The following is a 12,407-nucleotide window of genomic DNA, read 5'->3' as shown; positions in this document are numbered from 1 at the left end:
TTTGGTTTACGGTGCAGGCCTGAGGCTCGACAAGTTTCTGTGGTTCGCGCGGCTCGCGCCATCACGATCCCAAGCTCAGGACCTGTGCGAAAGCCGACGATTGCGCATCGATGGCCGTGTGGTGGATCGCGCCTCGGCGCTGGTGCGGGCTGGCAGCGTACTGAGTTGGCCGCGCGGTGACGAGATCATCGTGGTCAGGGTGGAAGGCCTGCCCGAACGGCGCGGACCTTATGTCGAAGCGCGGGGTTTCTACACCGATCTCACCCCCGGCCAGCCGGCTGTGACGATGGCTGCGCAACATGACCCCTTGCCAGAAGGCTTGGCCCTCGCCTAAGGCGCGCAGGCAAAACAGGGGTTGTCCACCAGTCTGAAGGGGCGCCTCGCGCCTTCGTGAGGGGAGTTTTATGGCCTACGTTGTCACCGAAGCCTGCATCAAGTGCAAATATATGGACTGCGTTGAAGTCTGCCCGGTCGATTGCTTCTATGAAGGCGAGACCATGGTGGTGATCAACCCGAACGAGTGCATCGATTGCGGCGTGTGCGAACCGGAATGCCCGGCCGAAGCCATTTTGCCCGACACCGAGGGTGGCCTGGAAAAGTGGATGGAGCTGAACGCCACCTATTCGGCGCAGTGGCCCAACATCACCATCAAGGGCGAGACCCCGGATGATGCCGATTCGCACAAGGGCGAAGACGGCAAGTTCGACAAATATTTCTCGGCCAATCCAGGCAAGGGCTCCTAAGCGCCAGCCCCGAAATGGCGATCTTGCGGCCGAACTGGCTGCAAGGGTGGTGATTTCGGCCACCGCGGTGCCGCAAAAATGGCACCCGGTGGCCGAGTCATGTGGAAATTGTGACAAATCCGTGCTATTCACGAAATGTGAATGGCGGTCACCGTCGTTCGTTTCGCGGGTTCCGTTGCCGCATCGCCCACCTGCCGGGCGGGCAACGGGCCAGATCAGGTGAATGAGCAGGCAGGTCTGATGGTCATATCAGGTGCATCGCCGGCAGGGCCCGAAGCCTTGGCGCGGTGCCCGCTTCGGACCATCGGGCCGGGTACAAGCGAGGAACAGCAAGACATGGCAATGGCCAAGACGCTCGGTTTCGAAGTCGGCGATTATGTGGTCTATCCCAAGCATGGCGTTGGCCGTGTGGTGGAGATCCAGAGCCAGGAAATCGCCGGCATCGCGCTCGATCTGTTCGTGCTGCGGTTCGAGAAGGAGCGGATGACCCTGCGTGTGCCGATGAACAAGGTGGAAAGCGTGGGCATGCGCAAGCTGTCCAGCCAGGCCACCATGAACGAGGCGCTGACCACCCTGAAGGGCAAGCCGCGGATCAAGCGCACCATGTGGTCGCGCCGCGCCCAGGAATATGAAGCCAAGATCAATTCCGGTGACCTGGTGAGCATCGCCGAAGTGGTGCGCGACCTGCACCGCGCCGAGGACCAGCCGGAGCAAAGCTATTCCGAGCGGCAGATTTATGAAGCCGCCATCGGCCGCCTGGCCCGCGAGCTGGCCGCGATGGAGAATATCGACGAGCCGGCCGCCCAGCAGAAGATCGAACAGGTTCTCAAGGCGGCCTGACCGGCAGCCGCCTGACCCAACGCCGGCATTGGCCCGCAGTCTGCACTGGTTCCAGGCCTTCAAGGCCTTGGTCTATGCGGCGTTGCTCGCCAATGTCGGCGTGTTCATGTGGGCCGCCGATGATTGGCTGGCGCCCAAGGCCATCGATCAGATCGGCTGGGTGATCATCCTCGGCGTGTTCGAATGGGAAACTGGCCGGCTGGCCGAAGGCGCCGCCCTCACCCGCATCAGCCCCGGCGCCCTGGCGGCCGAATTGGCCGGCTACGCCTGCGCGCTGCTTGCGCTCGACCATTATGTCAGCATCCGTGATCCGGTGGAGATTGCCAACGCCACCGCCTGGCTGGCCATCTCCATCCAGATCTGGGTCGATCTGTTCCGCCCCGATGGCGCCCGCGGCCTCGCCCGCTCCGCGCTGCGCTGGGGCCTTTATCTCGTCACCTTCGTCTGCGCGCTGCTCTGGTGGCGCGATGGCGCCTGGCTCGACTTTTTCGATGCGGCCATCTGGATCGTCTGCTTCTTCGTCATCGAGATCAACATCTTCGGCCTCAACCTGCCGGGCTTGCGCCGGTGACCATATTGTGTATTATTTAAGCAATACACAAGTGTCCACGCTGGAGCCTGCCATGATCCGCACCTGCCTGATGATCGCCGCCACCCTGGCCGCCGTGCCGGCGCTGGCCGCCGAGCGCCGTTTTGATGCCAGTGGCTTTGACAAGGTGGCCGTGGCCGGCAGCGACAATGTGACGATCCGCCAGGGCAGCGGCTTTTCGGTGGTGGCCAGCGGCGCGCAGGATGATCTCGACAAGCTGGAAGTGCGGGTCGAGAAGGGTGAGCTGAAGATTGGCCGCAAGAGCGGCAACTGGAGCTGGGGCAGCAGCAAGCCGGTGGCCATCGCGGTCACCCTGCCGGCCCTGCACGGGCTGGCGCTGGCCGGCTCCGCCGATGTTCAGGCCGACAAGGGCGGCGGTGATGTGTTCGACACCCGCATCTCCGGGTCGGGTGATCTGCTGCTGTCCAGCCTGGATAGCCGGACGGCCAATGTTGCCATTTCCGGTTCCGGCAATGTGAAGATCGCCGGCCGCTGCGGGGCGCTGAACGTGCGGCTGGCCGGCAGCGGCGATGCCGATCTGTCGGGTCTCGCCTGCACCAACGCGTCGATCAGCGTGGCCGGTTCGGGTGATGTGATGGCGCGGGCCAGCGGCCAGGCCGATGTGCGCATCGCCGGATCGGGCGATGTCCGCATCACTGGCGGCGCCAAGTGCAGCAAGCGCGTCGCCGGGAGCGGCGACGTCTATTGCAGCTGATCAACCGCGCCAGTGGCTGATCACCGCGGCCAGATCGGGCCGCGGCCGCTCTTCCAGACCCTTGGCCTGGCTGCCAAAGAAGAAGAAGCCGGCGATGCGTTCCGGGGCGGTGCCGCCGAGCAGCGCCAGCACATCATCATCAAACGCTGCCCAGCCGGTGAGCCAGTTGCCGACAAAGCCCAGGGCATGGGCGGCCAGCAGCAGGTTCTGGCAGGCGGCGCCCACCGAAAGCTGCTGTTCCCACAGGGGGATATGGCTGGGCTTCGGGCTGGCGATCACCACCACCAGGCAGGGGGCCTGCGTGGCGAACTGGGTCACCGCCTCCAGCTCCAGCCGACCGGCCTCGGGCTTGGCGCGGCGATAGATGGCCAGCAGCCCCTCGGCAAAGGCGGCGCGGTTTTCCACCACCACGAACCGCCACGGGTTCAGCTTGCCATGATCGGGCACGCGTGCGGCGGCCGCCAACATGGCGTCAAGCTGGCCGGCATCGGGGCCGGGCGCCAGCATTTCCCGCGCCTTGCCGGAACGGCGGCTGGCGAGCAGGGTGGCGGTGCTGGTGCGGTCGTTGAAGCTGTCCATGGCGCCTGCGCATAGCTGGCTGGGCCGGCCAGTCAATCGTGGCGCACCGTCTCCCCACCCTTCATCACGAACCGGACCTGGGTGACTGAAGTGAGATCGGTGAGCGGATCGCCGGCCACCGCGACCAGATCGGCGAGCAGGCCGGGCGCGATGCGGCCGCGGTCAGCCAGGCCGAACAGCCGGGCATTGCCGGCGGTGGCGGCGGTCAACACGCCAGCCGGGCTCATGCCGGCCCTGGCCATCGCCAGCATCTCCCGCGCATTCTCGCCATGGGCAAACACGCCAACATCGCCACCCATGCAGATCGGCACGCCGGCCTTCATCGCCAGCTGGAAGGCGGCGCGATCCTCCTGAATGTCGGCGGGCGCAGGCTCCTGCCCGTTCCAGCCGCGATAGCGGGCAATGGCCTCGCCGGCGGCCAGGGTGGGGCACAGGCCGGTGCGGTTCTTCGCCATCAGGGCAAAGGTGGCAGCATCGCCTTCGCCGCCATGTTCAATCACGTCCACCCCGGCGGCGCTGGCGCGGCGCATGGCCTCGGCGGTGTTGGCGTGCACCGCCACCGGCCGGCCGGCATCATGGGCGGCGGCAACGGCAGCCGCCATCTCGGCCTGGCTGAAGGTGGGCCGGCTGCCTTCACCGGGGCGCCAGCGATAATCGCCATAGAGCTTCACCACATCGGCCCCGGCGCCGATCTGCCGGCGCACCGCGCTGACCAGATTCGGCCCGTCGGCCTCCTCCGCACCCTGTGGCACGTGCCAGGCATCATTCTTGGGGGCATAGCTGCCCGGCGCGACGATGGCGCGGGTGGCGATGATCATGCGCGGGCCCGGCACATGGCCTTCGTTGATGGCGCGCTTGAGGCCAACATCGGCAGTGCCGGCACCCTCGGTGCCGAGATCGCGCACCGTGGTGAAGCCGGCCATCAGGGTCGCGCGCGCATGGGTCACGGCACGGACGACGCGATAGGCCTCGCTTTCCTTCAGCACCTGATCGTCCCACGGGGTCTTGTCATAGGGGTGGAGCAGCAGATGGCTGTGCCCTTCGATGAAGCCGGGCAGCAGCGTCTGGCCAGGCAGGGCGATGCGCTGCGCGTCCGCCGGCGCGGCCAGATTGGGCCCGGCGGCCACGATCCGCTGGCCATCGACCAGCACCTGCCAGCCGCTGTGCATCGCCTCCCCGTCCCACACCCGATCAGGCTGCAGCAGCACGGGGGCGGCGACGGCCGGTGACGCGATGATGGCGATAAGGGCGGTGAGGAGCGTGCGCATGGCCCAAGCAGACGCCGGCCCCGCCGGCCCGTCAAGCCCGCAGCGCTTGGCGAGCGGGCGCAGCCCCGCTATCACCATGGCACGAAGCCGCCAGGGCAGGGCGCGGCGCGAGGGAGACAGGGTTTGAGCGACAGCAACACAGGCGGCGTGGTTGATACCCGCCCGCAATGGTTTGGCCATCCGGCGCAGCTTGCGCGGCTGTTCACCACCGAAGCCATGGAGCGCTTTGGCTATTATGGCATGCGGGCGCTGCTGACGCTCTATCTCGCCAATCATTTCCTGTTTTCCGACAGCACGACGACCAGCCTCTATGGCGGCTTCACGGCGCTGGTCTATCTCACCCCGCTGGTCGGCGGCCTGCTGGCGGACAATTATCTGGGATCGAAGAAGGCGGTGAAGTTCGGCGCCGTCCTGATGGCGATCGGCTATTTCACCCTGTGCTTTGGCGGGGAGGCGGCCAAGCCCTGGGCCAAGATCGATGGCCAGCGATACGACGTGACGTTGGTGACCAGCGGCAACGACAAGGTGCAGCACATCAGCGTCGCCGGCCAGGATCTGACCATCAAGGGCAATGAGGATGGCAGCGTGAGCCTGCTGGCCGCCGATGGCGGCGAGGCGCGCCGGGTGGCCAAGGGCGGGTTCGAAGCCGGCGGTGACCGCGATCCGCTGTTCGTCACCATCATGCTGCTCGGCCTGTCGGCCGTCACCATCGGCAACGGCTTTTTCAAGCCCAACATCTCCACCATGGTCGGCAGTCTCTATGCCAAGGGCGACAGCCGGCGGGATGCGGGTTTCACCATTTTCTACATGGGCATCAACCTGGGGTCGACGGGCAGCCAGCTGCTGTGTCCCGTATTGGCTGACAAGGTGGGCTGGTGGGCCGGCTTCCTGCTGGCGGCCTGTGGGATGGCCTTGAGCTGGTATCTGATCCAGTTCTCAGGCCCCAAGCTGGAAGGTTATGGCGAGCCGCCGGCCAATGCGCCCAGGCGCGACATCCCGATCTATCTGGGTGCGATCGCCTTTGTGCCGCTGGTGTGGTTCCTGTTCACCAATCTGATGGCCGCGCCCCCGCCGGTCGAAGGCGCTGGCTTCGTCGGCTATCTGATGGGCCTGCCCATTTTGGGCAAGGTGCTGTTCGGCACGTTCCTGGCCTGCGTGGTGTTCATCCCGATCTGGTCTGTCATCTATGGCAACCGGCAGGAGTGGCAGATGATGCTGGCCGCCATCGTGCTGATCGTGTTCAACGTGGTGTTCTGGACGCTGTTTGAACAGGCCGGTTCCAGCCTGACCCTGTTTGCGGCCCGCAACACCGATCTGTCGGTGTTCGGGCTGTTTGAAATCTCGCCGGGGCAGACGCAGTTTTTCAACGCCATCTTCATCGTGATGCTGGCGCCGCTGTTTTCGATGCTGTGGCAGGCGCTGGGCCGGCGCGGGCTGGAGCCGGGGATTCCGGTGAAGTTCGGTCTGGCGCTCGCCGGCGTGGGCGGCGGCTTCCTGTTCCTGGTGTGGGGCAGCCAGTTTGCCGGCGATGATTTCAAGGTGGGCTTGTGGTGGCTGGCCGGCCTCTATCTGATCCATTCGATGGCGGAGCTGATGATCTCGCCCGTCGGCCTGTCGATGGTGACCAAGCTGTCCATCGCCCGTGTCGTCGGTCTGATGATGGGCCTGTGGTTCGTCTCCATCGCCTGTGCCCAATATGTCGGCGGGCTGGTGGCGCAGGTGGCCAGCGTGGAAACCGTGGGCGGTCAGGTGACCAACCTGAAGGTGAGCCTCGACACCTATACCCAGGTGTTCCAGACCATCGGCCTCGCCTCCGCGGCGATTGGCGGCGTGCTGCTGCTGCTGTCGCCGCTGCTCAAGAAGCTGATGCACGGCGTCAAATGATGGCCGCAGCGTAATTTGCCACGCCTCCCCTGTTGGCCCACCATGATGGCCAACAGGGGACGATGGTGATGCGTGCATATGTTGTGATGGCCGTGGCGCTGGCTACGGCAACCGCCGCGAAGGACAAGCCGGCCCCGCCGCCGCCGTCGGCCCCGCCGCCCGAAATCATCGCCGCGCCGAAAGACCCCTGGCCCAGCCAGTATAGGCCATATCCGGCCCGGACCACGGTGATCCGTGGCGCCACCATCTATGATGGTGCCGGCAACCGAATCGATGGTGGCATGATCCGGCTTGACGGTGGCAAGGTGGCCGAAATAGGTGCCACGGTTGCCATTCCCGACGGCGCCACCGTGATCGATGCCACCGGCAAATATGTGACGGCCGGCATCATCGACATCCACAGCCACCTGGGCGTCTATCCCAGCCCCGGCGTGGAGGCGCACAGCGACGGCAATGAAGGCACCAGCCCGGCCCGGCCGGAGGTGTGGGCCGAACACAGCGTGTGGCCGCAGGACCCTGGGTTCAGCCGGGCGCTGGCCGGCGGCATCACCGCGCTGCACGTGCTGCCCGGATCGGCCAACCTGTTTGGCGGGCGTGGCACCACGTTGAAGCCCGTCTATGGCCGCAGCGTGCAGGAGATGAAGTTTCCCGGCGCGCCCTACAGCCTGAAGATGGCTTGCGGGGAGAACCCCAAGCGGGTCTATGGCAACCGCAACCAGATGCCTTCCACCCGGATGGGCAATATCGCCTATGCCCGCCAGCTGTGGTCAGACGCGACCGCCTACAAGCGACGCTGGGATGATTATACCCGCAGAGCCCAGGCCGGCACCGCCAAGCCAACCGATGCGCCGCGGCGCGAGCTGGCGCTGGACACGATGATGGGCGTGCTGAACGGCGAGATATTGGTGCAGAACCACTGCTATCGCGCCGACGAGATGGCCAATGTGATCAGCATGAGCCACGAGTTCAATTACAAGGTGACGACGTTCCACCACGCGGTCGAAAGCTACAAGATCGCCGACATGCTGAAGGCGGAGGGCATCTGCTCGGCGATGTGGGCCGATTGGTATGGCTTCAAGATGGAGAGTTTCGACGGCATCAAGGAGAATATCGCGCTGGTACACAATGCCGGGGCCTGCGCCATCGTGCACAGCGACGATGAAAACGGCATCCAGCGGCTGAACCAGGAAGCCGCCAAGGCGCTGGCGGCCGGCCGCCGGCTGGGCATCAATGTGCCGCCGGAAACCGCCTGGACCTGGCTGAGCCTCAACCCCGCGAAGGGCCTGGGCATCGCCGACAAGACCGGCAGCCTGGAGGTGGGCAAAGCGGCCGATGTGGTGTTGTGGTCGGCCGAGCCGTTCAGCGTCTATGCCCGGCCGATGAACGTGTGGATCGACGGTGCCCTGATGTATGACTGGGGTGATCCCAAGCGGCGGCCGACATCGGATTTCGAACTGGGCCAACCCGGCGTGGGAGAGGTGAAATGAAGCGGCTGCTCCTGACGGCGGCGCTGGCCGCCACACCGGCGCTGGCCGCCCCCACCGCCATCACCGGCGCCACAGTGATGACGGGCCAGGGCGATGGGGTGATCGCCAACGCCACCCTGATCTTTGACAATGGCCGCATCACGGCGGTTGGCGCCGGCCTGCCCGTGCCGGCCGGCGCAACGGTGGTGGAGGCCAGAGGGCGCATCGTCACCCCCGGCATCATCGCCGCGGCCAGCGATGTGGGCCTGTCCGAAGTGAATGGCGTGCGCGAATCCAATGATTCGGCGGCGCGCCAATCGGCCTTTTCGGCGGCGCTGGATGTGTCCACCGCGATCAACCCGCGATCCTTGCACATTCCGATCAATCGGCTTGGCGGCATCACCCGCGCGGTGGTGGTTCCCGATTCGGCCAGCACCATCTTTGGCGGGCAGGGTGCGGTGATCAGCCTGTCTGCCACTGGCCCCACGCTCACGCGCGCGCGCGCGTTTCAATATATGGAGATGGGTGAAAACGGCGCGCGGCTGGCCGGCGGGTCCCGCCCGGCGGCCTGGGCGCAGCTGGCCAACATGCTGGCCGAAGCCCAGCGTTATGCCGCCAATCCGGCCCTGTTTGATCGTGGGCAGGATTCGGGATCGCTGGCCAAGCGGCTGGATGCCGAGGCGCTGGGTCCGGTGCTGGATGGCCGGCAGGCGCTGCTGATCCATGTCGAACGCGCCAGCGACATTTCGGAGGTGCTGAAGCTGAAGGGCCGATATCCGGCGATGCGCCCGGTGCTGGTGGGCGCGCGCGAGGCGTGGTTGGTGGCGGGCGAGATCGCCAAGGCCGGCGTGCCGGTGATCACCCACAGCCTCTATGATCTGCCCGACGATTTCGAATCGCTGGCCGCCAGCCGCAACAACATCGGCCATCTGCAGGCGGCCGGGGTGACGGTGGCGCTGGGTGCCCTGGGCGGCATTGGCGGCACCGCGCCGTTCAACCTGCCAGCCTATGCCGGCAATGCCGTGGCGCAGGGACTTGTGCCCGGCGGCAAGGGCCTGACCAAGGGCCAGGCGCTGGCCGCCATCACCGCCAATCCGGCCCGAATCATGGGTTTGGCCGATTTGGGCACGCTGGCGGTGGGCAAGCGCGCCGACGTGGTGATCTGGGATGGCGACCCGCTGGAGCTGCAGAGCGCGCCAGTCGCCGTCTATATAGATGGTGTCGCCCAGCCGATGACCAGCCGCCAGACCGAGCTGGCCAATCGTTACAAGGCCCTTGGCCGCACCGATTTGCCGTTGCAGTATCCACGCTGATCGCCGGGGCACGGACTCCGGCCATTGGGGAAGGGGTCATCGTGTCGGATCTGCTGCTGTTGGGGCTGCTGGTCGGCCTGTTCGTTGTCAGCCATGAACTGCTGTCGCACCCGCTGCGCGCGCCGTTGGTGGCACGCATCGGCGAGAAGGGCTTTGCCATCCTCTATTCGCTGGTCGCGCTCGCCAGTTTCGGCAGCGCGGTGCAGCTGTGGCGGCAGATGCCCAAGGAGCGGCTGTGGGACACGCCGGCCGGCGCCTATCTGCCGGTGCTGATCGCCATGCTGTTTGCCTGCATGTTGTTTGTCGGTTCGGTCAGTGCGCCAAACCCGGCGATGATGCCGGGGGTGAAGGGCGATCCCAAGGGCATGCAGCGCATCACCCGCCATCCGATGATGTGGAGCTTTGCCATCTGGGCCGGCGTGCACATCCTGATGACGGCTGATCCGCGCACCATCGTGCTGGCCGGCGGGGTCGGTACGTTGGCGCTGGTTGGCTCTGCCCTGCAGGATGGCAAGAAGCGCAGCCAGAACCCGTCCTATGCCGTGCACATGGCCCGCACGAGCCATGTGCCGTTCCTGGCCATCCTCGCCGGCCGGCAACCGCTGTCGGCGCTGTGGCCCGGCCTGGTGCCCGTTGTGGGCGGATTTGTGCTGTGGGGCCTCATTCTCTGGGCGCACCCGATGCTGATCGGGGTCCCCGCTGCTGGCTGGAGCTATCTGCAATGACCGATTTGAACGGCACCACTGTCTGGATCACCGGCGCCTCGTCGGGCATCGGCAAGGGGCTGGCGCTGGCGCTGGCGCAGCGGGGCGCCCGGCTGGTGCTGTCGGGCCGCAACCAGGCCGCGCTGGATGCGGTCGCGGCCGAATGCCCCGGCAGCATTGTCGAAGCCTTTGAAGTGACCGATCTTGATGCCCTGCCGGCCATCGTCGCCCGGGTGGAGGCGGCCACTGGCGGCATCGACTGGCTGGTCAACAACGCCGGCATCTCGCAGCGCAGCCTGGGGCTCGACACGGATTTCCAAGTCTATCGCACGCTGATGGAGGTGGATTTCTTCGCGCCGCTGCGGCTGACGCAACTGGTGCTGCCGGCCATGGTGCAGCGCGGCCGGGGGCGTATCATCAACAACGCCTCGGTGGCCGGCAAGGTCGGCTCCCCGCTGCGCACCGGCTATTGCGCGGCCAAGCATGCGCTGGTCGGCTGGTCTGATGCGCTGCGGGCCGAGATCGCCCAATATGGCGTGCAGGTCCACGTGCTCACCCCCGGCTTTGTCGCGACCGGCATCGGCGCCAATGCGCTGACCGCCGATGGCAGCCAGAAGGGCGCTGGCGATGATCCCGTGGATGGCGGCATTTCCATCCACGAGGCGGCCGGGCAGATCATCGCCGGGGTGGTGGGCAATGTGCCGGAAATCCCCGTCGGCCGGGACGGGGCGGCCGAGATGCAATTGCTCGGCCTGAAGCGCCAGGATCCCGACGCCTGTTTCCAGCTGATGGCCAGCATGGCCCCCAAGGTGGCACGTTGACCGGCCTGCCGGAACGGTTGCGTCGTTTTTCCCTTGGCGGCTGGCCACTTTGCCGCTAGGGCGCGATTGGATGGCCCGCGCAGTGGATTGCAGCAGGCCAGCCTTCGCGCATTGATGGCCACCGGGGTTTTATCCCAATCGGGTTGAAAGGGGCCAGCGACCGCATCGGGCATCTGTGGTGCCTATGCGCGGTCGCAGCGGCAGGGCGCAAGGGCAAGCCAGAGAGTTTCACCCACCGGGGCCGCAGGGCGGCCAGCAACCGGCAGCAACGGGGACGGCGATCTTGATCAGGAACAACCAGCGGCGGCGTCGGGGTGGCGGCAACAATGGGCCGCGCCCGCAACAGATGGCCGGTGGCAACAATTATGGCCCGCGGCTGGACAACCGCCAGCGCGGCAACGCCACCCAGCTGCTGGAAAAATATCGTGCCCTGGCCCGCGATGCCCAGCAGGCCGGCGATCGGGTGACGGCGGAATATTATCTGCAATATGCCGAGCATTATTATCGCGTGCTCGGCGATTATCGTGATCGCCAACCCGAAGGCCGCAACGACGGCCGGCGTGGCCGGGATGCCTATGATGATGACGGCCTTGATGCCGATGTCGACAGCGCCGACAATGGCGACGAAGACGCTGGCGACGAGGCCGAAGCCAGCGACGGCCGCGACCAGCGCCCCAACGACCGGCGCGACCGCCGTGATGAGCGCCGGGATGACCGGCCGCGCGATGACCGCCGCGATGACCGCCCGCGTGAGAATCGCCAGCGCGACAATCGCCAGCGGGATGACCGCCAGCGCGATGAGCGGCCCCGCGAAGACAGGCAGCGCGATGAGCGCAGCCGTGATGAGCGCCAGGCCGATGAGCGTGGCGGTGATGATCGTGGCCAGGACCGCCGCCGTGACTGGCAGCGCGACCGGCGCGAGCGTCGGCCGGAGCGGAGCGACCGCCAGGAGCAGCGCGCCGATCAGGATGGCGCCGATGACCGCGAATCGTTGCTGCAGGCGCTGCCGCCGCCGGCGACCATGCCCGCTGCCGAACAGGGCGGCCGCCGCCTCGGCCTGAAGCGCGACCGCGCCGAGGTTGTCGAGACGCCGGCGCCGGTCGTGGACGCCCCGATTGCGGACGCACCTGCCGCCGAGACCGAATCGGCCCCCAAGCGCCGTGGCCGCCCGCGCAAGGCCGCGGCCGAGCCGGCTGCCGAATAAAGTCTCTCAGTCTTCGGGCCAGGTTTCGATCTGCGGATCGGCCTGGCCCACCCGATCATCATGGCCTGAGCGGTTGGACAGGAACACCAGCCCCATCAGCGCCCCGGTCAGCAGCATGGTGCCGGCAATGCCGCCGGCCGCTGCCACCCACAGCTCCCATCGTGCCGGCGCCCCGCTGGCCTGCAGCCACCACAGGCCGGCGCCGAGCGCCAGCAGCGTGGCCAGCCCGATCCACGCCATCAGCCGCCGGAACGCCGCCCAACTGGCCGTGGCGCTGGATT

General features: G+C 66.7%; 14 protein-coding genes (1 of these 14 cut by a window edge). 11 read left to right on the top strand and 3 right to left on the bottom strand.

Annotated features, from left to right (window positions below; translation table 11 throughout):
• The first annotated feature begins 1 nt into the window (after nucleotide 1).
• From AC6BOR_RS08030 to AC6BOR_RS08010, 5 genes are all read left to right on the top strand, one after another.
• Entirely contained in the window at nucleotides 2–334 is a 333-nt protein-coding gene (locus AC6BOR_RS08030) for an RNA-binding S4 domain-containing protein (protein WP_498057969.1), read from the top strand.
• A gap of 70 nt (nucleotides 335–404) precedes the next feature.
• Nucleotides 405–743 carry a ferredoxin FdxA gene (fdxA, locus tag AC6BOR_RS08025; RefSeq protein ID WP_086115145.1) on the top strand — a complete coding sequence of 113 codons (339 nt, stop codon included), beginning with the start codon at nucleotides 405–407 and terminating at the stop codon, nucleotides 741–743.
• 336 nt (nucleotides 744–1,079) lie between these two features.
• Nucleotides 1,080–1,583 (top strand): CarD family transcriptional regulator, encoded by a 504-nt coding sequence (locus tag AC6BOR_RS08020; RefSeq protein ID WP_207759275.1) that lies wholly within the window; start codon nucleotides 1,080–1,082, stop codon nucleotides 1,581–1,583.
• Nucleotides 1,584–1,611: 28 nt separating this feature from the next.
• Nucleotides 1,612–2,154 carry a hypothetical protein gene (locus tag AC6BOR_RS08015; protein ID WP_498057968.1) on the top strand — a complete coding sequence of 181 codons (543 nt, stop codon included), beginning with the start codon at nucleotides 1,612–1,614 and terminating at the stop codon, nucleotides 2,152–2,154.
• 52 nt (nucleotides 2,155–2,206) lie between these two features.
• Nucleotides 2,207–2,887, top strand: coding sequence for a head GIN domain-containing protein (locus AC6BOR_RS08010; RefSeq protein WP_498057967.1), 681 nt, complete (start codon nucleotides 2,207–2,209; stop codon nucleotides 2,885–2,887).
• Here AC6BOR_RS08010 and AC6BOR_RS08005 read toward each other — a convergent pair whose 3' ends face one another.
• Nucleotides 2,888–3,466, bottom strand: a complete 579-nt coding sequence (locus AC6BOR_RS08005) for a nitroreductase family protein (protein WP_498057966.1) — start codon at nucleotides 3,464–3,466, stop codon at nucleotides 2,888–2,890.
• Between the two features lie 32 nt (nucleotides 3,467–3,498).
• On the bottom strand, nucleotides 3,499–4,734 hold the full coding sequence (locus tag AC6BOR_RS08000) for a metal-dependent hydrolase family protein (protein ID WP_498057965.1): 1,236 nt from the start codon (nucleotides 4,732–4,734) through the stop codon (nucleotides 3,499–3,501).
• Nucleotides 4,735–4,857: 123 nt separating this feature from the next.
• On the opposite strand from AC6BOR_RS08000, the gene AC6BOR_RS07995 reads away from it, so the two are divergent.
• From AC6BOR_RS07995 to AC6BOR_RS07970, 6 genes are all read left to right on the top strand, one after another.
• The gene (locus tag AC6BOR_RS07995) at nucleotides 4,858–6,618 is read left to right on the top strand and encodes a peptide MFS transporter (protein WP_498057964.1); all 1,761 of its coding nucleotides are present in this window, start codon (nucleotides 4,858–4,860) and stop codon (nucleotides 6,616–6,618) included.
• 62 nt (nucleotides 6,619–6,680) lie between these two features.
• A complete protein-coding gene (locus tag AC6BOR_RS07990) occupies nucleotides 6,681–8,105 on the top strand; it encodes an amidohydrolase (RefSeq protein ID WP_498057963.1) in 1,425 nt (474 codons plus the stop codon).
• Complete coding sequence (locus tag AC6BOR_RS07985; protein WP_498057962.1) at nucleotides 8,102–9,397, top strand: amidohydrolase family protein; 1,296 nt, start codon at nucleotides 8,102–8,104, stop codon at nucleotides 9,395–9,397. The genes AC6BOR_RS07990 and AC6BOR_RS07985 overlap by 4 nt, the downstream gene beginning before the upstream one ends.
• A 41-nt stretch (nucleotides 9,398–9,438) precedes the next feature.
• Nucleotides 9,439–10,122 (top strand): NnrU family protein, encoded by a 684-nt coding sequence (locus AC6BOR_RS07980; RefSeq protein ID WP_498057961.1) that lies wholly within the window; start codon nucleotides 9,439–9,441, stop codon nucleotides 10,120–10,122.
• The gene (locus AC6BOR_RS07975; protein ID WP_498057960.1) at nucleotides 10,119–10,922 is read left to right on the top strand and encodes an SDR family NAD(P)-dependent oxidoreductase; all 804 of its coding nucleotides are present in this window, start codon (nucleotides 10,119–10,121) and stop codon (nucleotides 10,920–10,922) included. The genes AC6BOR_RS07980 and AC6BOR_RS07975 overlap by 4 nt, the downstream gene beginning before the upstream one ends.
• 283 nt (nucleotides 10,923–11,205) lie before the next feature.
• Nucleotides 11,206–12,126, top strand: coding sequence for a DUF4167 domain-containing protein (locus AC6BOR_RS07970; RefSeq protein ID WP_498057959.1), 921 nt, complete (start codon nucleotides 11,206–11,208; stop codon nucleotides 12,124–12,126).
• A 6-nt stretch (nucleotides 12,127–12,132) separates the two neighbouring features.
• Here AC6BOR_RS07970 and AC6BOR_RS07965 read toward each other — a convergent pair whose 3' ends face one another.
• Nucleotides 12,133–12,407 carry the 3' portion of a hypothetical protein gene (locus AC6BOR_RS07965; RefSeq protein WP_498057958.1) on the bottom strand. The gene runs 13 nt beyond the window's last position, so 275 of the gene's 288 nt are visible here — the last part of the coding sequence; its start codon lies off the right edge, out of view — the gene reads right to left on this strand; its stop codon occupies nucleotides 12,133–12,135.

The organism is Sandarakinorhabdus sp. FBCC-B8862 (genome assembly GCF_059745315.1).
The sequence above is the reverse complement of the archived record's forward strand: the minus strand, read 5'-3'. Positions and strand labels throughout refer to the sequence as shown.

What these genes read in the sequence shown, in the direction of transcription:
- AC6BOR_RS07990 (WP_498057963.1), top strand. Translation starts at nt 6,681, where the DNA reads ATGGTGATGCGTGCATATGTTGTGATGGCCGTGGCGCTGGCTACGGCA.
- AC6BOR_RS08005 (WP_498057966.1), bottom strand. Translation starts at nt 3,466, where the DNA reads ATGGACAGCTTCAACGACCGCACCAGCACCGCCACCCTGCTCGCCAGC.
- AC6BOR_RS07985 (WP_498057962.1), top strand. Translation starts at nt 8,102, where the DNA reads ATGAAGCGGCTGCTCCTGACGGCGGCGCTGGCCGCCACACCGGCGCTG.
- AC6BOR_RS08010 (WP_498057967.1), top strand. Translation starts at nt 2,207, where the DNA reads ATGATCCGCACCTGCCTGATGATCGCCGCCACCCTGGCCGCCGTGCCG.
- AC6BOR_RS08000 (WP_498057965.1), bottom strand. Translation starts at nt 4,734, where the DNA reads ATGCGCACGCTCCTCACCGCCCTTATCGCCATCATCGCGTCACCGGCC.
- fdxA (WP_086115145.1), top strand. Translation starts at nt 405, where the DNA reads ATGGCCTACGTTGTCACCGAAGCCTGCATCAAGTGCAAATATATGGAC.
- AC6BOR_RS08020 (WP_207759275.1), top strand. Translation starts at nt 1,080, where the DNA reads ATGGCAATGGCCAAGACGCTCGGTTTCGAAGTCGGCGATTATGTGGTC.
- AC6BOR_RS07975 (WP_498057960.1), top strand. Translation starts at nt 10,119, where the DNA reads ATGACCGATTTGAACGGCACCACTGTCTGGATCACCGGCGCCTCGTCG.